Here is a 19,477-nt window from a genome sequence, read left to right as displayed (position 1 = left end):
GGCTCAGATGGGCGTCGGCGCGGAGCCCTTGGCGGCATGGTCGACCGCTGCTGCGGCCAGCGCCCGGATGATCGGGTGGGGCCGGGTGCCGTCTCCCGCGAGCTCGGGCTGGAACAAGGTGGCGAGGAAGAACGGGTGGTCCGGCAGCTCGGCCATGCGCACGTCGCCCGCCTCGTCGACGCCGCTGAAGCGCAGTCCGTGCGCACGCAGCACATCCAGATAGGCCGGGCTGGGGCCATACGAGCAGTGGTACCGCTCGACGGTCCGCTCAGCTCCCAGGACACGCTCGGCCAACGACCCTGCCTCGACCTTGACTGCGCCTTCGTGACCGACCAGGGAACATGCCAGCGGAACGATCAGCAGGTCCTCCGCTTCTGGTTGGTTCTCCGCATGGTCAACGCCGGAGAGCCCGCACACGTCGCGCGCAAACTCCAGGACCGCGTGCTGGAAGCCACCACAGGTGCCCAGAAACGGGATCCCCTGGTCACGCGCGGTGCGGGCCGCCGCGATCGCCCCGGCTTCGCTGCGATACGGGCTGCCGGGCACCAACCAGATGGCATCGAATCCAGTGAGGGCGTCGGCGGATTCAGCGTCCTGGGTCGGGATCCAGTACGCGTCCAGGACCACCTGGTCGCGCTGGGCCAGTGCGTCGAGAAGACCGGGGATACGGGCGTGGGCTCGCACGCTGGGCGAGCGGTCGCCCACCAGTGCTACACGGGCTGTCGAAATGTTCAAAGGCTCAGGCATGCGGACATCCTGCCCCGGCAACCGAGTCCAGCACCAACGATGATCTGTGACCATTCCATTAGCGATACTGATGGGCATGGATCCGCACCTTCTCCGCACGTTCGTGGCCGTGGCACGCTGCGGTTCCTTCTCCGAGGCGGCTCGTGAACTGGGCTACACCCAGTCGGCGGTGTCCCAGCACATCGCCGCGCTCGAAAGCGACCTCGGAGCAGTCTTGCTGCAGCGGCGTCCGGTGTCTCCGACGGGCGTTGGGGTCCGGCTGCTGGAGCACGCCGGGCCGCTGCTGTTGCGACTGGACGCCGCCCGCGCGGACATCGCGCGCCTGACCACAGCACCCGCCGCCCGCATCGTCATCGGGGTCTCACCGCTGGCCATGACGTCACAGCTCACCGGGACGCTTGCCGACATGCGCCAGACGCAGCCCCTTTGGGAGTTGACGGTGCGTGTCCTTGGTCGCGAGGCCATCATCCGCGAAGTCGCGACCGCAGCCCTGGACCTCGGCCTGGTCGACGGCATGGCCGCTCCCAACGACCCACTCCACCTCCCCGACGTCGGCCCACTCACTGCGGTGGCCATCACGGAGCAACCGCTGGCCCTCGCGCTGCCCGCTCAGCATCCGCTTGCCGGCCGGGCCAGCCTCCGCTTGGTCGACCTCGCCGACGCCCGATGGATCGACGCACCCGACACCGCCATCCCGCTCGCACAGTTGCGCGCCGCGAGCGGAACCGACGGCTATCGCGCATCCCTGCGCTACGAAGGAACCGACGTGCGCGGACTCCTCGCCCTCACTGCTGCAGGACACGGACTCGCTCTACTGCCCCAGCCAACAATCGACGGCATACCCGGCATCAACACGGTCCTCATCTCCGCACCACGACTGGTACACCGCACCGAGGCCCTGCACAGCAACGCGGTGGACGGCCCCCCTGCCCTCCTCGCAACGGCCCTCATGGCGGCCACCGAATGACCGAGACGAAGTCCCTCCCCACGGAGCCGGACCGCCCTCGCAGCCAGGCATTCGGACAGTTCCAATACCCGACTCCACCATTAGCCGTCTACCCCGCCGAGACCATCGAAGCCCACCGCGCCTTCATCGCTCGCCGCCGCGAGCTCCGGCCCGCCGAGGAATACCGCACCCCTACGAACACAGAGTGGGAAGACTTCCTCGGCCACTTCGAACGCCGCAAGCTCTCCGTCGGCACCTGCGCCCGCGCCTACGGCACCGCCTGCATCCACGAGCACGCCTGCGTCCGCTGTTCCCTCCTGCGCCCCGATCCCGCCCAGCGGGGGCGGCTCACGGAGATCCGCGACAACCTTCTCGACCGCATCGCCGAGGCGGAGAGGGAAGGGTGGTTCGGCGAGCTCGAAGGACTTCGTGTCAGCCTGGCCGGAGCCGAATCCAAGATCGCCCAAATCGACTCCGCGTCAACGCGTGGACCGGTGAACCTAAGGGGTGTCCCGTAACTGCTGACCACGGTGAGATGATCTTGCCGTGGCTGGTGTGATCACGGCGTCGGAGCCGTCTTGGATAGCCCCGTTCACCGGGCTGAGCCTGCGTCAGTTCGGCAAGCTGATCACTGCGTTGCGGCGAGAGGGTGCAGATCCCGTGCGCAAGGGCCGGCCGTGGAGCCTGCCGCTGGAGGACCGCGTTCTGCTGGTCGCCGCCTACTGGCGGACGAACCTGACCCTGCGCCAACTGGCGCCGCTGTTCGGGGTGTCCAAGTCCGCGGCCGACCGCGTCATCGACCACCTCGGACCCGAGCTCGCCCTCCAGCAACGCAAGCGGTTCCGCAAGGACACGGTGCTGATCGTGGACGGCACCTTGGTCCCCACACGTGATCACAGTGTTGCCGAGCAGTCGAAGAATTACCGGTACTCGGCCAACCACCAGGTCGTGATCGATGCCGACACCCGGCTCGTCGTCGCCGTCGGCCAGCCGCTGCCCGGCAACCGCAACGACTGTAAGGCGTGGGAGCTGTCCGGTGCCAAGGACGCCGTCGGCCGCACCACGGTCATCGCGGACGGCGGCTACCGGGGAACCGGCCTGGTCATCCCACATCGCCACGAACGCGGCCAGGCCGAACTCCCGGCCTGGAAGGAAGAGCACAACGCCTCCCACCGCAAGGTCCGCGCCCGAGCCGAGCATGCCTTCGCCCGCATGAAGACCTGGAAGATCCTGCGTGACTGCCGTCTCAAGGGCGACGGCGTTCACCACGCGATGCTCGGCATCGCCCGCCTGCACAACGTCACCCTCGCGGGGTGACGAAGAAACCAGCAGGCCACTCAGCACGCCGAAGATCAATTACGGGACAACCCTTAGGGCTTCCTACTCAGCGCCCCGCGACGCACGAATAGAGGTGCCGGTAAGAACCGTGTCACCAGCCGCAAACGGCGGTGATCAGTCCTCGGACCTGGTCGGTCGGGGCAGTTCCGGCGTATTGGTCGCCTCGGCGAGTGCGAGGCGACCGCCCTTCAGCTCGGGCACGTAGTTGTAGATCGTGTTCCTGGAGACGCCGAGGAGCTTCGCGATCGAGGTGACGGCGTTCTCCGGGCGGGCGAGCAGGTCGCGGGCGTGACGTACCTGCTGATCAGTCATCGCCGGCGCGCGGCCGAGTCGGGCACCGCGGGCGCGGGCGGCGTCCAGGCCCTCGTTGGTGCCCTGGACGCCGAGTTCGCGGATGAACTCGGCGAGGGCCGCGAAGACGTGGAAGACCAGGCGCCCTCCGGGCGTGGTGGTGTCGAGCGCCTCATTCAGCGAAGTCAAGCCGATACCGCGCTTGCGCAGGCCGGACACGATGGCGATGAGGTCCTGGATGGAGCGGCCGAGCCGGTCCAGCGACGGGACGACGAGGGGTGTCGCTCTCGCGTAGGTAGTCGAGGGCTTTCCGCAGTTCCTCGCGCTCGGCATTCTTGCCGGACTTCTTGTCGGCGAAGATCCGGATGCACCCCGCTTCAGTGAGTGCGTGGATCTGCCGGTCGAGCAGTTGCCCTTTGGTGGACACACGTGCGTATCCCACGAGGCCGCCGGTCCGTACGGCCGGAACGGGGGCGAGGAGATCGGCGGTGTCGTCGTCTTGGGGTGGCTGAACCTGCCAGATAGTGCAGAAAAGGGTGCTCCTTGAGTTCTTGAGCACATCGACTTTCTGACACCGTTTTATGGGCATGATCCGGCGCCGATCCAGCCACCCGCCGCCGCTTGCCGATCTTGCTCATCAATCGGTCGATTCACCAACACCGCGGTGCGGTACGGGCTGCCGCTGCCCCGCGATGGCCAACTTCGGTGGGATCGGTCACGCGAACTGGCTCTCGGTAAAGCGGTGATCGGAGAATCGGACTAATGGCGCGAATGTTAAAAGCCTTCATCCGGAGGGTACTTCGCACGGTGTGTATGTCGCCGGTCCGGTCGCGGCCGGTCGCCTGCCCGCTGCCGGCCCATGTGGTGGAGCAGACATCTCCGGATGTGGGACAAGAGCGTCCCACCTACCTCAGGGAGTGTCATGTTCACCCTCGCACCGCATTCGCCGCTGCCGGCTCAGGCGCGCGGCTCCGGGTTGAGAGCCGCGTTCGTGGCAGGGGCCGTCATTCCCGTAGGCGATACGCCCCAGGGAATCACTCTCACGCCCGACGGCGCCCGTGCTTATGTGGCCAACCGTGACTCCAACACAGTGAGTGTGATCGACACCGTCACCAACACCGTCACCAACACCATCCCTACGAACGCCGGGCCGACTTTCGTGGCGATCACCCCGGACGGGACGCGCGCTTACGTGACCTTCTCCGGTGCCGCCCTTGTCAGTGTCATCGACACCACGACGAACTCCGTCATCACAGACATCGTGGTAAGTGATCCCACGACCGTCGCGGCGATCACCCCCGACGGGACCCGCGTCTATGTGACCGTCGGCTTCTCCACCGTCAGTGTGATCGACACCGCCACGAACACGGTCACCGACAGCATCACCGTGGGTGACGCGCCGACCGGCGTGGTCATCACCCCGGACGGCACCCGCGCCTACGTGGCCAACCAGGTCCCGGGCACGGTCAGCGTGATCGACACCGCCACCAACACGGTCACCGACACCATCAGCGTGGGCAGCTTCCCCATCCTGCTGGCCGTCACCCCCGACGGAACCCGTGTCTACGTCACGGTCGTCGGCGACTCCACTCTCAGTGTGATCGACACGGCAACCAACACCGTCACTGCCTCGATCGGTGTCAGCGCCCAGCCGCGTGTGCCGGCGGTCAGCCCGGACGGCTCCCACGTGTACGTGCCGAACGCCGAACCGGACACAGTGAGCGTGATCGACACCGCCACCAACACCGTCGTGGAGAACATCGGTGTGGGAGACGGCCCCACCGACATCGCGTTCTTTCCCGACGGGACGCACGCGTATGTGACCAATACGCTCGCAGGCACCGTCGGTGTCCTGGCAACGACCGTGATCCCCGACCACGGCTCCACCGGGGGCGGGACCCCCGTGACACTCACCGGCCACCACCTGGCCAACGCCACCGCCGTGCACTTCGGAACCGCCCCGGCCGTCATCACCGCCGACACCGCGACCTCGATCACTGTCACCGCCCCCGCCGGATCCGGTGCCGTTCCCGTGACGGTCACTACCGCAGGCGGCACCGGAACCCTGGGAACCTTCTACTACACGCCGCCCCCCGCCCTCACCGGCATCAGCCCCGCCGCGGGCCCTGTCGCAGGCAGCGACCAGGAGATCGTCATCACCGGCCGCAACCTCGCCGGGACCATCAATGTGTACTTCGGCGCCACCCGAGCCGTCATCCAAACCGTCTCCGACACCCAGCTCACCGTCAGGGCCGCCGGTGCCCCGGCTCCGGGCGGCGTCGCCGTCACCGTGATCACCCCCGGCGGAACCACCGACGGCCTTTCCTACACGTACCTCGACCCGTCCACCGTCACCAGCGTCAGCCCCAACACCGGGCCCACCACCGGCGGCACCGAAGTGACCATCATCGGCACCGGCCTGGCCGACACCGACCAGGTCACCTTCAACGGAACCCCGGCCGCCTTCGCGGTCATCTCCGACACCACCCTGACCGCCACCACCCCGCCCAGCGGCACCGACGGCACCGTCGACGTCACCGTCACGGGCCCCGGCGGCACCCCTTCAGGAACCTTCACCTACGTCACCGGGCCCGACATCTGACCTCACGCGTCCGTACGCTCCTTGGCCGGCTCTCCACCACCCGCAGCGCGGGGGCCGGGCACCGTGGCCGCCAGGTCGAGGCGTGCGGCCATGTCGAGGTTGACCTCGCCGTACGGACGTACATGAGACCAGAACAGCGTGAGAAGCCATCACCTCGAACGACTCGCCGCCGTACGTCCGACCAGGCAACGCGATCAACCTGGTCACCGGAGGTTGGTGCCGGCCACACCGACGTGGTCGCGGTCTATCACGCGGAAGCCGACTCCGTGCTTGTACTGCAGGGACCGGTTCGGCAGGCCAACACGGGCACCACGGCGGATCAACGCGTACAGCTCAACCAAAGCCAACGCAGGTTCAGAGAAACGACCAGGCCGAACGCTACCGATCCGGTCCACACCGCCCTCGGGGGCGAGCTGCTGCTCATGCCTCCAGCCTGCTCTATGAGAGCGGTGCCATTGCCCGCCGCGTGTGGTCGAAGTCAGCGACGGATCCTGGTCGCCTGCTGCGAGTCGTTGTGGAGGTCGAAGATCGCGTCGGCCAGCTCCGGGAGATCGGTCAGATCACTGTTCCTGGTGTGGGCGGCGTAGCTGATCAGCGCGAGCAGACGGTGCACGAGGTCAGCCTCCTGCTGCTGCCGGCGGAAGTCGTCGAGGTCATCGTCGCCCGGGTCCGGCGGGCTGGCGCGGAAGTGTGCGTCTGCGCTGCACACTGGCGCGGGCCCCAACACGGACAGGGTGGGGCGCCGCAAGGCGGGCCGCCGCCCGTCGGGCGACATCGCTGGCGGACCATCCCCGCACACCCGGAGAGCCACCCCTTCACGGGGCCATTGCTTCTACTTCACCCTCAATCTGCCGCTCATACCTAGAGGAGCTGGGTTCTCCAACTCATGCCTGTGCCCGGCCCCTGCTTGTTGAATGACGGCATGGAGCATTTAGAGGCGGCAGAGACAGCAGCGGCAGACCCAACTACCCGCGACCGCAAAATCCGAAAAGGGGCAGCATGGGCGCTGGGCCTCCTCCTGCCCACCCTGGTCGTAGCTGTAGTCCTTGCCCTGTTTACCCCGGGCACCGCCTGGTGCATCACCCACGGCCCATGCGACACGGTAGTCTCGGGCTCAGTTACCTGGTACCTGCTCATGGCATCAGCAGCATTCGGCGCCCTGGCAGTTTCCCTGCCCCGCCGACACCTGCCGTTCGAATCAGCACGCTCAGTACTCCTCAAGGTGCAAGTGGGCACACAGTCGCTGATGGTTGTTGCAGCATTCGATGCCCTCGGAGGATTCGTCCGGAAGTGACACCAGTACCAGGCTAGAGCCCACCATGCTGGCCCGGCGGGCGGACTGCCTCAGCCCTTGAAAAACGAGGAGTGTCATCGCTGTGGCGGAGGCGGGAGGGCCGCCGACGTCGGCCAGGACGCGCAGGTATTCGGCGGCCAGGCGGTGCGGACCGTTCGCCTGTTGAAAGGTAAATATGCGCAAGGACAAGCGTGGCTCGCTGATCCGCGCCGACGGTTCCCCTTGGCTCTGCTCACGCTCGCGATTTCGGCCATCGGTATCGGCACCATGGAATTCGTGATGATGGGCCTGCTGCCCCACGTCGCGGACAGTCTGTGCGCAACCGCCCCCTCGCTCCCTTACCCGGCCCTGGCCGGGCGCCATGCGCGTTCCCCCGACGCCGTGCAGTTGGCTGCTGCCGGGGTCTGGGACGCCGGCGGGGTCTCATGGCGCCGGTGCTGCGTCGATCAGATCGAGGACCTCTGCGGTGGGGCGTACGTCGCCGAAGGAGCGGTAGATCGTGGCGAGCGTGGCGTTGTGGTCCTGGTCGCGGCCGGTCGCGTTGGCGTCGGCGACCATCACCACCCGGTAGCCGAGGGTGCATGCGTCGCGGGCTGAGGATTCGCAGCACACCTGGGTGACCGTGCCCGTGATCAGGACGGTGTCGATGCCGCGTTCCTGGAGGAGGTCCGGGAGCGGGCAGCGGCCGGGGAAGAAGGCGCTCGGCGCGCTCTTCTCCACGAAGATGTCGTCCGGGGCGGTGGTGAAGCCCGGCCACAGTCGGCCGGGAAGCGGTCCGGTGCCGCCGGAGTTGCGGTACATCTCGGCGGCCTCGGGGCCGTGGAACTCGTCGCCGACCGGGGTGCGTTCGGTGCGCGCGGGCACGACCCAGGCGACGGTCCCGCCGGCCGCCCGCAGCCGGTCGGCGAGTTGCTGGATGTTCGGGGTGATGCCTCGGGCGTTGGGGTTGGCGTCGACGAAAAACGGCACCATGTCGATGACGATCAGGACGGTGCGGGCGGGTGTGAGGCGCGGGTAGGCGAAGCGGCGGCCGCGCCGCTCCTGCTGGCGCTGGTACTCGCGCTCCTCGATGCGCCACGCGTGGATGCGGGTCTCGGTGTCCTGCACGGCGGGGTCCTCGTCAGTCGTGGTCGGGGCTGAGCTTGCGGTTGGTGCCGGACCGACCGATGTCGAGTTCCACCAGACAGCTGAGGGTGGTGCCGCTGTTCCAGAAGCCGAGGAGGTCGACGTCGATGAGGCACAGGCCGTGCCGTGCGGCGAAGTCCCGGGCCGGACGTGTGAAGACGCAGGACGCCACGAACACCGGCACGTCGGCGCCATGTTCGGCGCGGGCCGTGCCGTTGAATGTCTGGATGTCGCGGCTTCCGACCGATCGATGCTTGGCGAACCTCTTGCATTGCACGACGATCTTCCTGCCGTCGGGCAGGTAGCCGATCACGTCAGCGCCGAGGTCGCCCGAGCCACCCACGCGCTCCACCTTGGTGCAGCCGTCGCGGCGGCACAGCTCGGCGACATACTCCTCGAAGGCGCGGTCGTCCATCGCCCACACCGCTGCCAAGGAGCGCCGGGTTTGGAGCCGCGCGTCCTCGGCGAGCCGCTTCTTCTCCGCCCGCGCCTCGCGCCGCCCGGCGCGCACGAGCCCCGTGACGACGACTGCGAGTACGACCGCGGCTAACGCCGCCAACAGCACCGTGCCCATCCTGTGCTCCCCTCCCCTGTGGCTACGCCGCTTTCTCTCTCCCCAGGGGACGGGCTATCGGCGCTGTCCCGTGGTCCCGGTGCGGGGCGGCTGCTCGTCGGCGAAGAACTGCTGCACCGTCTCTGCCAGCTCGGCGAGGGTGTCCTCAACGGGGCTGACCTCAAGGATCGCCAGCAGCGACACACAAGTGGCGGCGTAGCCGCCGAGCTCCACGATCAGGTCGAGGAAGACGTCGTCGTCGCCTGCGATGAGGTTGCCGAGCAGCTCGACGGCCTGGTCCGGGTCCTTCGCGCGCATAGCGAGCAGCAGGTCCGGCATCGCGGTGTCCTCGGCGCCTTGGTCGCGGCGGGCGGCCACCAGCTCGTCCATCAGCTGCTTCGTGGTGATGTTCTTGTGGTCGGCCAGGACCGCGGTCAGGTCGCTCGCGCAGAGGGCCGTGCCCAGTGCCAGGCTGGTGAGCCGCTCCATGCCGCCGTCGTCCGCGTCGGCCTTCGCGGCACGGAGCACGACTTGGCAAGCAGGGTCATCGCCCCGGCGCACCGGGGCTTCTCGCTGTGCGGCCGCGTGGGACGCGTACAAAAGCTCCATCACGGGGGTGTGGTCAGCAGGCATGCCCCCATTCTCCCGTGCAGCCACTCTCTCGGGGGACGGAACGGCGGAGACGGATGGAACGCAACAACCCGCCCCGCCGGGCTACCGGCGAAGCCGGTCAGGACGAGCTGTTCAACAGGCGCAGGAAAGTGGCGAATGCCGTTCCGGAGAAGCACAGCGAGCCCTGGGCCGGGTCCTTCGAGTCGCGTACGGCCACGGCATCGGGGCCGAGGGAGGTGACCTCAACGCAGTTGCCGCCTCCGCTGCTGTAGCTGCTCTTGCGCCAGACGGGCTCGGTACGGGGGTTGGTACTCAACGGATCTCCTTGATCACATCGCGGATGAAGGCGCGGGAGCGCTTGATGTCGAGGGCCTGACTGCGCAGGTGATTGAAGGCCACGTCGTACCAGCTAAGAAGGAGGTGCCCGGTGGCAGCATCGGCCGGACGCAGAACCCAACCGCCGAGCTCACCCAGTCTTACCTGCAGCGCACCACTGGAGGCGCCAGGCCCAGCCCGACGCGCCACCTCGACTCCGCGAAGATGGCTGGCCGACCACGTGCCCTGGTCCTTCGCCGCGCTCGTATTTCAGCGGGACAGTTGCAGGTGCCAGCCGGCCGGGCTCTGGCCGTCTTCTGCGGGGACGAGGGCTGGGGTGAAGGCCTCAGGGGCCGGGCGGCCGGCGGTCTCCCAGGCCGTGAGCCAGTCCCGCAGGGCAGAGAGCGAGGGGGAGCCGGGGCTGTCGGCGAGGACCATGCCGTCTTGCTGGATCACGGCGGCCGTCTCGCTTGTGGAGTGGCCGATGGCCCACAGGTCCGGTCGGAGCCCGGCCATTGTCAGCTGTGGGTTGCCCAGGGCGGCGGCGAAGGTGCGCCAGCTGGGCCAGTCGACGTCTACGTTTCCGCCCTTGTACGGCTCGGTGTGCGCGGCGTTCAGGAGCCTGTCCAGGGCGGTGCGGGCGCCGGTGTGCAACCGGTCGTCCTGTGCCCGACAGGCGAGGGAGATCCAGGAGGGGCCGGGGATGCGGTTCTCCCAGTCCACCCACCGGCCGGGCAGGTCGAGGTCGCCTTTCGGGGAGGAGGTCGCCTCGATATACCCCCCCCGGTGAACACCGCCTCCACCATGGGCTCGCCGCCGCGGACGCGGACCTTGGCCACCACGGTCATGTTGGGCACATCGGCGATCGGCAGCGGCGCGACGATCAGCCCGTCGTCGGCGACCTGATCCGTCCATGCCTTCGGCAGCAGCGGCGGGGTACACCAGGCCACCACCCGGTCGTACGGGGCCCGTTCGCGGAAGCCGGCTGTGCCGTCGGCGGTGCCGCCCCGGCCACCGCCCGCGCACCCTCGGAACGGCCCTTGTCTGACCTCACCATCACCCCCCTCACCGTCAAATTCCCCCACAGGTCGAGACGCGGCATCCTGCTCGGCCTCAAGCTGCACCAACTCAGCCTGGTCTCCTGCGCATTGGCGCTTCTGCTGGCCACGGTGGTCTCCACCGGACTGCTCGGCGCCATCGTCCTGAGTCCGCTGTGGGCCGCGGTCGCTGCCTCGGTCGCCATCCGCCGACACGGCCGCTCGCTGATCGACTGGGCGCCGATCGTCCAGCGCTTCGCCCAGCGGCGACGCACCGGCCAGACCCTATGGCTCGCCCGGCCCGTCACCCGCCCCGCCAGAACGGCATCCTGCACCTGCCCGGCACCGCCGCCTCGCTGCGCGTCGTCACCCCCGGCGACTCCGCCACCGGTGCCGCCGCCGTCCACGACCCGCACCGCCAGACCCTGACCGCCATCGCCCACGTCTCCAGCCGCGCCTTCGCGCTCCGGCGGCGGGCCGCAGTTCGACTCCGCCACCACGAGGAAGATCAACGCCTGCGCCGCGGAGCCGGCGCACTGTCCGGTGCGAAAGCCCCAATACCGGGATCTGACGGGGGACGGCAAGGACGAACTCATCGTCGGCATCGAGGCGCCGGACCACTCCCTGGCACTGTGGGTCTTCACGCTCGACCACGGGCAGGTCACCCGGATCATGGACGCCGGCGCGACACCGCTGTCGGTGGAGATCGCGAACGGCGATCTGATCCTGCGGGAGCCCACCGGCACGCCCGGCTACGACACCCGCACCGTCTACGCATGGGACTCGCGGACGCGGACCATGGCCCTGCGGTCGATGGAATTCGATCAAGCGCACTCCGCCACACCCGCCCCGGAGCGCACACCATGAGCGCCGGCCGGCCCCGGACGCGGCGGCGCCTGCCCGCCTGGACGACGACGCTCCACGGGAAGTTCGCCGCCTTCGTCATCGTCATGTGCTGCGTCCTCGCGACGGTCGTCGGGGTCCTGGTGCACGTCCTGGTCGGCAGGCAGGCGGAAAGCCAGGCCCGCAGCGCGGCGCTGTCGCAGCTGGACTCCGTCGCCACGGCGTACGCCGCCGGGGAACCCCTCGGCCGCGACGCCGCGGTGAACCCCGCAGATCTCCCCGCCCCGCTCCGCGCCATGGCACTGCGGGGCGAGCGCGGCACACAGCTCGCCGACCACCAGGGCCGCCCGGCGATGTGGGCCGTCACCCCCGCCGACGGCAAGGCGCTGGCCGTCCACCTCGACTACAGCCGGCGCGCCGCCGCGATCCGCGGACTGGACCGGACCATCGTCGGCTCCTCGGCTTTCGCGATCGCCCTCACCCTCGCCGTCGGGCTGTTCGGCGTCTCCCGTATTACCCGTCGGTTGCACCACACCGCCCAGGTGGCCCGCAGAATCAGCACCGGCGATCTCGACGCCCGGGTGGACGACCCCCGCGTCCTGTGCGCCCCCTTCGCCCAGGACGAGACCGCCGCCGTGGCGGCCGCAGTCGACGCGATGGCCGCCACACTGCAGACCAAGCTGCACAGCGAGCAGTGCTTCACCGCCGATGTGGCCCATGAGCTGCGCACCCCGCTGACCGGCCTGCAGATCGCGGCGGAGCTGCTGCCCCCCGGCCGCCCGGCCGAGCTGGTGCGGGACCGGATCCGGACCATGAGCCGGCTGACCGAGGACCTGCTGGAGATCTCCCGCCTCGACGCGGAGGTGGAGCAGGCCGATATCGAGGTGCATCAACTGGGACCGCCGGCCGAGCGGGCGGTGCTGGCCACCGGGCTGCAGGCCGAGGTCCGTACCGAGCGGGACACCCGGGTGGAGACCGACCAGCGCAGGCTCCAGCGCGTGCTGGGCAAGCTCGTCTCCAACGCCCACGGGCACGGCCGCCCGCCGGTCCTCCTGACCGTCGACGGCCGCGTCATCACCGTACGGGACCACGGGGACGGCTACCCGGGCCACCTCCTCGACCACGGCCCCCAGCGGTTCCGGAGCCGTTCCGGAAGCGGCCGGAAGACCGGCCACGGCCTCGGGCTGACCATCGCCATGGGACAGGCCCGTGTCCTCGGTGCCACGCTGCGCTTCTCCAACGCGCCGGACGGCGGCGCCGTCGCCGAGCTCGTCCTGCCGCCGTCGGTCCCGGGACCGCGGCGCTCCCCGTCGACGAGGACCGGCAGCTCTTAAGGGTGTCCCGCCAGTACCCGGCCCCGCAGTACCCGCCCCCCCCGCCGGAGTGTCCGCGCCCGAGCGACGAGCGCAGAATGAAGAGAGCCGCTCTCCGTCCGGCGGGCGGACCGCCACCGTGCGCGGCGGGTGGAAGGGAAAGCCGGTGCCAGCAGATCGGCCGAGCGACGCGAGGGCTCGTGGTCCGCTCTGGTCCGAGCCCGGTTCGCTGCTGGAGCATGTGGCCGTCGCCGTGTTCGGCATCGACGACGACAACCGGATCTGCTACTGGGGCCCGGGCGCCCGGGATCTCTTCGGCTACCACGCGGCCCAGGCGCTGACGAAGCCCGGTGCCCTCCTTCTCCCCGGGCCGCCCGGGGGAGGACCCGACGCCTGCGCCCGTATGGCGGAGCGGGGCCGGACCCTGGGGTACTGGCGTGGCCGCCTGCACGCCGTGCACCAGGACGGCACGGTCCTCGACTGCGGGTTCCGCGTCTTCCCGGTGACCGGCGCCGCGGGACGCTCGGTGATCATGGCGCTGGCGAGCCGCGGCGACGAGCTGGACCGGGTGAAGACCAACCTCGCCTTCCTCGACGCCCTCTTCGAGACCTGCCCCATAGGCCTGGCCATGTTCGACGCGGAACTGCGCTACCTCCACGTCAACCAGGCGCTCGCCGACATGAACGGACTCCCCATCGAGGAACATCTCGGAAGGCGCCTCGCCGAGATCATGATCACTTCGGACGGCGGTGAGTACGAACGCATGCTGCGCGCCGTCGCCGCGGAGGGCAAACCTGTCACGGGCGTGCGGGTGGGGATGCGCACCCGGGGCCACCCGGACCGGGACAAGGTCCTGTCGGTGAGTTTCTTCCCGCTCACCCAGGCCGTGGGCACCCACCAGGGAGTGGGCGGCCTGCTGGTGGATGTGACCGACCGCGAGCAGGCCATCGTGGAGGCAACCGCGACCCGTCAGCGGCTGGCGCTGCTCAACCGCGCCTCCGCCCGGATCGGCACCACCCTGGATGTGCAGGTCACGGCCCAGGAACTGGTCGACGCCGCGGTCCCGGACTTCTCCGACGCGGCCGTCGTGGAGCTCGTGGAGTGGGGGGACGAGCACGCGGCGTTCGACCCCGCCCTGCCGGTGGACACCCACCGCATCGCCCACGGCACCGTTCTTCCCCCGCCCGCGACGGAGCTGGTGAGCGGGGTGGACGTCGTGCACTACCCGCCGGGCTCCGCCATCCATCGGATGCTGCGGACCGGCCGCCCCCTGTGTGTAGCGGTGAACCAGGAGTTCATGGTCCGCACCATGCTGAACGAAACCCGCGCCCGGCTGTTGGCCGACAGCGGTCTGGCCTGCCTCCTCCTCGCTCCGCTCATCGCCCGGGGAACGGTCCAGGGGATCGCGGTCTTCGGCCGGTCGGCGGCCAGACCGGTCTTCACCGAACAGGACCTCAGCCTGGCCGGCGAGCTCGCCTCCCGGGCGGCGCTGAGCCTGGACAACGCCCGGCTGTACAACCGGGAGCGAAACATCGCGCTCACCCTCCAACGGGCCCTGCTCCCCACCGCTTTGGCCCCCGGCCCGTACCTGCGCATCGCTCACCGCTACCTGCCCGGCAGCCGCGTCACCGAGGTCGGCGGTGACTGGTACGACGTGATTCCCCTGCCCGGCGGCCGCGTTGCCCTGGTCGTCGGTGACGTCATGGGACACGGAGTGTCGGCCGCCGCGGCGATGGGCAGGCTGCGCATCGCCGCCAAGGCGCTGGCCCGGCACGACCAGGAACCGGACGGGCTGCTCACCGAACTCGACCAGTGCGCCGAAGAGGCCGGCATCGAGCTCGCGACCTGCCTCTACATCCGCTACGACCCCGCCACCGGAGGCACCCGGATCGCCAGCGCCGGCCACCCTCCGCCCCTTGTCCGCCACCCGGACGGCCGGATCCAGCTCATCGACGACGTGCTCGGAGTGCCGCTCGGCGTCGGCGGCTGTCCCTTCCGGACGACGGAGATCGAGCTGCCCGACGCCGCCACCCTCGTGCTCTACACCGACGGCCTCATCGAGTCACGAGGCCACGACATCGACGAGGGCCTGGACACCCTCCGCACGGAACTGGGCCGGACCTCCGCCTCGTTGGAAGACACGGCGGACCGTATCCTCGCCCGCCTCCTGCCGAGCTCCCCGGCCGACGACACGGTCCTGCTGCTCGCCCGGGTGCACCGTGCGCAGCGGTGACGTCCCGAAGCGGCAGCGAGCGTCGACCGGCCGGGGTGCATCGCGGCCCGGCTCGTCACCGGGAAGGGGGAGCAGGATTGGGGGGAAGGGCAGCGGGAAGCGGGAAGTGGACGCCCGCCGGCTGCGGTCAGTCCGCGCGGCCGGTGGCCGCCACCGTCACGCCCAGACCGATCATGGCGAAGCCGCCCGCGCCACCGATCATCGACAGCCGGCGTTCGGAACGCGCGAACCAGGCGCGGGCCGCCGAGGCCGTGAGCCCCCACACCGTGTCCGTGATCAGGCCGATGCCGATCGGCACCAGGCCCAGCACGAGCATCTGGGCGGGCAGCCCGCCCGCCGCGTGGTCCACGAACTGGGGGAGTACGGCGGCGAAGAACACGATGCCCTTCGGGTTGGTGACGCCGACCAGGATGCCGTCGGCGATCGTGCGCAGATCTCCGCGGGCTGGTTGCGCGGGCACATCCGCGGCACCCATCTTCATCTCCTTGCGGTGCCGGAACGCCTGGACTCCGAGGAAGACGAGGTAGGCCGCGCCGGCCAGTTTCACGGCAAGGAAGACAGCGGCGGACTGCTCGACCAACGAGCCCAGGCCGAACGCCACCGCGGCCACCAGCAGATACGAGCCCAGCACATTGCCCAGGACCGTCGCCAGTGCTGTGCGGCGGCCGTGCGCCAGAGCCCGGCCGATCACGAAGAGCACGCTCGGCCCCGGGATCGCAATCACCAGCAACGACATCGCCGCGAACGCAAGCAGCCGGTCGGTCGACACCATGTCTCTCACCTCGGCGACCATTGAATCAGCTGCGACGCAGTGCCGGAGAGCCGTCGATACTCCCTACGTTCGACTCGGCAACTTTCTGCTCCCTCTGCTTCCTCATCCTCCCCCGGTGGATCGCGGCCTCGGCCCCTTCCCGCTTCGGCCGCGAACCGTACGGAACGGGGCTACGCCACGACGGGCAGCAGGCCCGCTACCGGGGCGGCCAGGTCGGTCACCTGGTGCAGCTGGCCGAGGTCATGGAGGTGCTGAAGGCTGGTGAGCTGCCCGGTGACCGTGGGCATCTGGCTCTGGTATTTGGCGGGTACCGGCGCGACACCGAGGCTGTCGAGTGTGCTGAGGACGGAGATTCCCTGCCCGGTCGGCGGGGCGGGCGGGGCCGCGGGCGCGGCCGAGGCGGACGACACCGCAAGGCCCGAGGCGCCGGCGGTCAGGACGAGTGCTGCATACATGCGTCGAGTGGAGATCACGCATTCACAAACGGCAGCGGCGCCGGGGCGGACACGGTTCCTTGCCGACTTCACCCGGCCAGAGGAGGCGCACGGCATGCTCCTTCCGGCGCCGCCCCGTGGCCCTTCGCGCCCCGGGTGCCTCCGGGCTTCCGGGCAACGCAGCGGCCTAGTTGCGACGGGAGACGTGATAGTGGCTGATGTACCAGCCGTGCTCCGTTTGCTGGAGCAGCACGGTGAGGTTCACGGCGATCGTAGGCCTGTCGGTGAACGAGAAGTCCACGTTCAGATAACCGAGTACGAGGTCGTCGGCGGGCCGCCTGGTTTCGAGAATCCGGTACTCGGCGGTCATCCCGAGGGGCTGGGAATCGTAGTACTCGGTGATGCCCTGCCGCCCGACGCTGTAGGGGTGCAGTCCTTGGAAGATCGCGTCCTCGGTGAAGTGGGAGGCGACCCGCTGCGGTTCATGCGCGTCGACTGCCGCCTTCCACCGGTCGAGCACGTCGCGCAGGATGGCCTCGCTGTCTTGTGTGCTGTTCATCAGGGTCTCCTGTGGGGGCGGCACGGCGGCGGCCTGCGCAGACCGGGCTGGGAGGGAGAGGGGGCGAGGCGCGGCAATTCCTCTCGGCTCGATGACCACACCGCGCCTGGTTGTCCGCCGCCGCAGAGGCACAACCGAGGCCGCCGCTCCGGAACCGAGGTGGCTGCTGCTCAACGGCCCGGGTCATTCGGGTGCGGGGACAGCGGCGTCACCGTGTCGTGCCGCCATACCCGCAGGGGCATCGACGTGAGCACCTGCTCCAACTGCTCCGCGCCGTCCGCGCTGAAAAGGCCCCAGGTGCGCCATTCACCAGGGGCGAGCGGCGGCCGCCACAGCCGCAGCAGGCTTCCCTGCGCGGCCAATTCCCGCGACCGTACCGCCTCCCGGGCCCGGATCTCCGCCACGGCCTCCTCGGACGTGCCCTCCGGAACGGTGGTCACCATGTCGACCAGGAACTCCATCAGCGGCTCTCCTCGCCACGTCATGCCTGACATCGGGAACAGTAACGTCGGCTCCGGCCTGTTGGTGATCACGCACGGGCACGGCGCGCCGACCCGCAACGACGGCCATGGCGCGCGCTCATACCGGCGGCCTCATCCATGGACGGGCGGTCTCGTATGCGTGCCCGGTGCGCAGCACCGCCGCTTCGCCCAGGGGCCGCCCTATCAGCTGCATGCCGATGGGCAGGCCCGCATGATCGCGGCCGACCGGCAGGCTCAGGGACGGCAGCCCGGTGATGTTCGCCGGGGCACTGAGGCGGACATAGGCATCGGAGACGCTTTCCGTGGTGCCGTCCGGCCATGCGACGGAGGGCTGGTCCGTTTTCGTGGCGGTCATCGGCACGGTGGGCGCCGCGAGTACGTCGATCCGGTCGAACATGCTCAGCCACGCCTGGCGCATGAGGGTGCGGGAGCGCTGGGCCCGCAGGTAGTCGCCCGCCGAAACCAGCTCGCCGGCCTCCAGGAGGACCCGCACGTCCGGCCCGTACAGCTCGGGGACCGACCGCAGCGTACGTTCGTGCGAGGCGGTCGCCTCGGGGACCATCAGACCCCAGTGGGTCGCCTGAACGTAACGCGTCATCGGGATCTCGGCCTCGACGAGTTCGGCCCCCATGTCCGCCAGCTGTGTGTGGGCCTCGCGCACGGCGGCTTCGACTTCGGGGGCCACGCGGTCGAAGTAGTAGTTGACCGGTACGCCGACACGCAGGCCCGTCAGATCACCATCCCCTGGGGGCAGTGAGTAGGCGGTCGGCGCCGTGCGGAGACCCGCCGGGTCCTGAGGGGCATGCCCCACCAGCGCGGACAGTACGAGCGCCGCGTCCCGCACGGTGCGGGTGAGGGGGCCGACGTGGTCCAGCGACCAGGACAGGGCGACCACACCGTGCAGGGGGAGGAGGCCATAGGTCGGTTTGAGGCCGACCAGCCCGTTCAGTGCCGCGGGCACGCGGATCGAACCGCCGGTGTCCGTCCCCAGGGCAAAGGTGGCGGTTCCCGCCGCCACGGCGACCGCCGAACCACCGCTCGAACCGCCCGCAATCCGGTCCTGGTCCCAGGCGTTGCGCGTCTGAGGCGTCGTCAGCCCGTAAGCGAATTCATGGGTGTGTGTCTTCCCGATCAGGACCCCGCCCGCCGCGGACAGGCGTCCGGCCACGGCGCTGTCCGCCTGCGCGAGGTGGTCCGCCCTGACCCGGGAGCTGGCCGTGGTCGGCATCCCGGCAGCGTCGATCATGTCCTTGAGCCCGAAGGGTATGCCGTGCAGGGGGCCGCGATACCCGCCCGCGGCGATCTCGCGTTCCGCTTGCGTGGCCGAGTCGCGCGCCGTCTCGCCGGCCAGGGTGACATAGGCCTGCAATCGTTCTTCCACGGCGTCGATCCGCCCGAGTACGGACTCGGTCAGCTCCACCGGGGAGGCTCTTTTCTCCTCCACGGCAGCGGCTGCCTCGGCAAGTGTCAGCTCAAAGAGCTCCATCGGCCGCCTCCCCCTCGACGATGTAGATGGCGGCGGGCGGCGTCTCCCCGAAGTCCAGCTCGCGCAGGGTGCGGATGACGCCGTGGATGTGGTTCGCGGTGGCGGCCACATCGGTATGGCGCTCGTCCGGCAGCGGGAGTCCGGCATGGAGCGCCCACCGGGCGACTTCTCCGGCGGTGAGTTCGACGGATGTCATGCATGTCCTTGGCGTAGATGTGTGGTGTGTGCGTCGTCGGTGCAGTGGTGAAGCAGCGTCACAAAAGAAGCTAACGCAATTTCTTTGCGTTAGCTTCAGAGTACGGGACGGCGCAGCTTAAAGCAAACAAATAGCCTTTGAGTTGGATGTCGGCCGACCGGCCACGCCGCAGGACGACGCGACCCGGCCGGCCGGGCTGTACCGGCCGGCCGGATCGGAAGCCGGCTACCGCGGCCGGCTTCCGGAGCGCACGGGCCCGGACCCCTCCGGAGCGCACGGGCCCGGACCCCTCCGGAGCG

Annotated in this window: 22 protein-coding genes and 3 pseudogenes; 9 read left to right on the top strand and 16 right to left on the bottom strand. The window is 69.6% G+C overall.

Annotated elements, in window-relative coordinates; translation table 11 throughout:
• Positions 1-3: 3 nt before the first annotated feature.
• Positions 4-747, bottom strand: a complete 744-nt coding sequence (locus tag OHS81_RS00445) for a CTP synthase C-terminal region-related (seleno)protein (protein WP_328381339.1) — start codon at positions 745-747, stop codon at positions 4-6.
• A gap of 76 nt (positions 748-823) precedes the next feature.
• Here OHS81_RS00445 and OHS81_RS00440 point away from each other — a divergent pair, with 76 nt between their 5' ends.
• Genes OHS81_RS00440 through OHS81_RS00430 form a run of 3 tightly spaced genes read left to right on the top strand, consistent with a single transcriptional unit; the run spans position 824 to position 3,010 of the window.
• Positions 824-1,714, top strand: coding sequence for a LysR family transcriptional regulator (locus tag OHS81_RS00440; protein WP_328381337.1), 891 nt, complete (start codon positions 824-826; stop codon positions 1,712-1,714).
• Entirely contained in the window at positions 1,711-2,211 is a 501-nt protein-coding gene (locus tag OHS81_RS00435; protein ID WP_328381335.1) for an integrase, read from the top strand. Before OHS81_RS00440 ends, OHS81_RS00435 begins: the two co-directional genes overlap by 4 nt.
• A 28-nt stretch (positions 2,212-2,239) precedes the next feature.
• On the top strand, positions 2,240-3,010 hold the full coding sequence (locus OHS81_RS00430) for a transposase (RefSeq protein ID WP_328381333.1): 771 nt from the start codon (positions 2,240-2,242) through the stop codon (positions 3,008-3,010).
• A gap of 135 nt (positions 3,011-3,145) precedes the next feature.
• On the opposite strand, the gene OHS81_RS00425 is transcribed toward OHS81_RS00430, so the two are convergent.
• The gene (locus OHS81_RS00425; protein ID WP_328381331.1) at positions 3,146-3,655 is read right to left on the bottom strand and encodes a recombinase family protein; all 510 of its coding nucleotides are present in this window, start codon (positions 3,653-3,655) and stop codon (positions 3,146-3,148) included.
• Between the two features lie 10 nt (positions 3,656-3,665).
• Positions 3,666-3,911, bottom strand: a pseudogene (locus OHS81_RS00420) (recombinase family protein); the annotation flags it as partial.
• A gap of 294 nt (positions 3,912-4,205) precedes the next feature.
• Between OHS81_RS00420 and OHS81_RS00415 the strand changes: the two are divergent.
• Positions 4,206-5,924, top strand: coding sequence for an IPT/TIG domain-containing protein (locus OHS81_RS00415; RefSeq protein WP_328381329.1), 1,719 nt, complete (start codon positions 4,206-4,208; stop codon positions 5,922-5,924).
• Positions 5,925-6,402: 478 nt separating this feature from the next.
• Here OHS81_RS00415 and OHS81_RS00410 read toward each other — a convergent pair whose 3' ends face one another.
• Complete coding sequence (locus tag OHS81_RS00410) at positions 6,403-6,633, bottom strand: hypothetical protein (RefSeq protein ID WP_328381328.1); 231 nt, start codon at positions 6,631-6,633, stop codon at positions 6,403-6,405.
• Positions 6,634-7,380: 747 nt separating this feature from the next.
• Here OHS81_RS00410 and OHS81_RS37285 point away from each other — a divergent pair.
• Positions 7,381-7,560 (top strand): annotated as a pseudogene (locus tag OHS81_RS37285) (hypothetical protein); the annotation flags it as partial.
• 81 nt (positions 7,561-7,641) lie between these two features.
• Here OHS81_RS37285 and OHS81_RS00400 read toward each other — a convergent pair.
• From OHS81_RS00400 to OHS81_RS00375, 6 genes are all read right to left on the bottom strand, one after another.
• Entirely contained in the window at positions 7,642-8,325 is a 684-nt protein-coding gene (locus OHS81_RS00400) for an isochorismatase family cysteine hydrolase (protein WP_328381326.1), read from the bottom strand.
• A gap of 13 nt (positions 8,326-8,338) precedes the next feature.
• Entirely contained in the window at positions 8,339-8,917 is a 579-nt protein-coding gene (locus tag OHS81_RS00395; protein ID WP_328381324.1) for a restriction endonuclease, read from the bottom strand.
• Between the two features lie 54 nt (positions 8,918-8,971).
• Complete coding sequence (locus tag OHS81_RS00390) at positions 8,972-9,529, bottom strand: hypothetical protein (RefSeq protein WP_328381323.1); 558 nt, start codon at positions 9,527-9,529, stop codon at positions 8,972-8,974.
• Positions 9,530-9,626: 97 nt separating this feature from the next.
• A complete protein-coding gene (locus OHS81_RS00385; protein ID WP_328381321.1) occupies positions 9,627-9,824 on the bottom strand; it encodes a DUF397 domain-containing protein in 198 nt (65 codons plus the stop codon).
• Entirely contained in the window at positions 9,821-10,033 is a 213-nt protein-coding gene (locus tag OHS81_RS00380; RefSeq protein ID WP_328381320.1) for a hypothetical protein, read from the bottom strand. The genes OHS81_RS00385 and OHS81_RS00380 overlap by 4 nt, the downstream gene beginning before the upstream one ends.
• Before the next feature lie 60 nt (positions 10,034-10,093).
• Complete coding sequence (locus OHS81_RS00375) at positions 10,094-10,546, bottom strand: hypothetical protein (RefSeq protein ID WP_328381318.1); 453 nt, start codon at positions 10,544-10,546, stop codon at positions 10,094-10,096.
• A gap of 317 nt (positions 10,547-10,863) precedes the next feature.
• Between OHS81_RS00375 and OHS81_RS00370 the strand changes: the two are divergent.
• The 4 genes and pseudogenes from OHS81_RS00370 to OHS81_RS00355 form a co-directional block, all read left to right on the top strand.
• Positions 10,864-11,327, top strand: a pseudogene (locus OHS81_RS00370) (SCO6880 family protein); the annotation flags it as partial.
• Between the two features lie 76 nt (positions 11,328-11,403).
• Positions 11,404-11,727, top strand: coding sequence for a hypothetical protein (locus tag OHS81_RS00365; RefSeq protein WP_328391700.1), 324 nt, complete (start codon positions 11,404-11,406; stop codon positions 11,725-11,727).
• A complete protein-coding gene (locus tag OHS81_RS00360) occupies positions 11,724-13,037 on the top strand; it encodes a HAMP domain-containing sensor histidine kinase (RefSeq protein WP_328390809.1) in 1,314 nt (437 codons plus the stop codon). The genes OHS81_RS00365 and OHS81_RS00360 overlap by 4 nt, the downstream gene beginning before the upstream one ends.
• A 145-nt stretch (positions 13,038-13,182) precedes the next feature.
• On the top strand, positions 13,183-15,249 hold the full coding sequence (locus OHS81_RS00355) for a SpoIIE family protein phosphatase (RefSeq protein ID WP_328381317.1): 2,067 nt from the start codon (positions 13,183-13,185) through the stop codon (positions 15,247-15,249).
• 127 nt (positions 15,250-15,376) lie between these two features.
• On the opposite strand, the gene OHS81_RS00350 is transcribed toward OHS81_RS00355, so the two are convergent.
• The 6 genes from OHS81_RS00350 to OHS81_RS00325 form a co-directional block, all read right to left on the bottom strand.
• On the bottom strand, positions 15,377-16,021 hold the full coding sequence (locus OHS81_RS00350) for a LysE family translocator (RefSeq protein WP_328381316.1): 645 nt from the start codon (positions 16,019-16,021) through the stop codon (positions 15,377-15,379).
• Positions 16,022-16,191: 170 nt separating this feature from the next.
• Positions 16,192-16,476: a hypothetical protein gene (locus tag OHS81_RS00345; protein ID WP_328381315.1), complete on the bottom strand. Its 285-nt coding sequence runs from the start codon at positions 16,474-16,476 to the stop codon at positions 16,192-16,194.
• Positions 16,477-16,642: 166 nt separating this feature from the next.
• The gene (locus tag OHS81_RS00340) at positions 16,643-17,014 is read right to left on the bottom strand and encodes an SgcJ/EcaC family oxidoreductase (RefSeq protein WP_328381313.1); all 372 of its coding nucleotides are present in this window, start codon (positions 17,012-17,014) and stop codon (positions 16,643-16,645) included.
• A gap of 170 nt (positions 17,015-17,184) precedes the next feature.
• On the bottom strand, positions 17,185-17,499 hold the full coding sequence (locus tag OHS81_RS00335; protein WP_328381311.1) for a muconolactone Delta-isomerase family protein: 315 nt from the start codon (positions 17,497-17,499) through the stop codon (positions 17,185-17,187).
• Between the two features lie 94 nt (positions 17,500-17,593).
• Entirely contained in the window at positions 17,594-18,982 is a 1,389-nt protein-coding gene (locus OHS81_RS00330; protein WP_328381309.1) for an amidase, read from the bottom strand.
• On the bottom strand, positions 18,969-19,178 hold the full coding sequence (locus tag OHS81_RS00325; RefSeq protein WP_328381307.1) for a hypothetical protein: 210 nt from the start codon (positions 19,176-19,178) through the stop codon (positions 18,969-18,971). The genes OHS81_RS00330 and OHS81_RS00325 overlap by 14 nt, the downstream gene beginning before the upstream one ends.
• Between the last annotated feature and the right edge of the window lie 299 nt (positions 19,179-19,477).

Origin of the sequence: Streptomyces sp. NBC_00400 (assembly GCF_036048035.1) — a bacterium.
Lineage (GTDB): Bacteria > Actinomycetota > Actinomycetes > Streptomycetales > Streptomycetaceae > Streptomyces.
This window is presented reverse-complemented; position numbering and strand designations above follow the sequence as displayed.

Bases quoted from the DNA above. Each gene is read 5' to 3' on its own strand.
- OHS81_RS00445 (WP_328381339.1), bottom strand. From the start codon at position 747: ATGCCTGAGCCTTTGAACATTTCGACAGCCCGTGTAGCACTGGTGGGC.
- OHS81_RS00440 (WP_328381337.1), top strand. From the start codon at position 824: ATGGATCCGCACCTTCTCCGCACGTTCGTGGCCGTGGCACGCTGCGGT.
- OHS81_RS00435 (WP_328381335.1), top strand. From the start codon at position 1,711: ATGACCGAGACGAAGTCCCTCCCCACGGAGCCGGACCGCCCTCGCAGC.
- OHS81_RS00425 (WP_328381331.1), bottom strand. From the start codon at position 3,655: ATGCCGAGCGCGAGGAACTGCGGAAAGCCCTCGACTACCTACGCGAGA.
- OHS81_RS00415 (WP_328381329.1), top strand. From the start codon at position 4,206: ATGTGGGACAAGAGCGTCCCACCTACCTCAGGGAGTGTCATGTTCACC.
- OHS81_RS00395 (WP_328381324.1), bottom strand. From the start codon at position 8,917: ATGGGCACGGTGCTGTTGGCGGCGTTAGCCGCGGTCGTACTCGCAGTC.
- OHS81_RS00390 (WP_328381323.1), bottom strand. From the start codon at position 9,529: ATGCCTGCTGACCACACCCCCGTGATGGAGCTTTTGTACGCGTCCCAC.
- OHS81_RS00360 (WP_328390809.1), top strand. From the start codon at position 11,724: ATGAGCGCCGGCCGGCCCCGGACGCGGCGGCGCCTGCCCGCCTGGACG.
- OHS81_RS00350 (WP_328381316.1), bottom strand. From the start codon at position 16,021: ATGGTGTCGACCGACCGGCTGCTTGCGTTCGCGGCGATGTCGTTGCTG.
- OHS81_RS00345 (WP_328381315.1), bottom strand. From the start codon at position 16,476: ATGTATGCAGCACTCGTCCTGACCGCCGGCGCCTCGGGCCTTGCGGTG.
- OHS81_RS00340 (WP_328381313.1), bottom strand. From the start codon at position 17,014: ATGAACAGCACACAAGACAGCGAGGCCATCCTGCGCGACGTGCTCGAC.
- OHS81_RS00335 (WP_328381311.1), bottom strand. From the start codon at position 17,499: ATGACGTGGCGAGGAGAGCCGCTGATGGAGTTCCTGGTCGACATGGTG.
- OHS81_RS00330 (WP_328381309.1), bottom strand. From the start codon at position 18,982: ATGGAGCTCTTTGAGCTGACACTTGCCGAGGCAGCCGCTGCCGTGGAG.
- OHS81_RS00325 (WP_328381307.1), bottom strand. From the start codon at position 19,178: ATGACATCCGTCGAACTCACCGCCGGAGAAGTCGCCCGGTGGGCGCTC.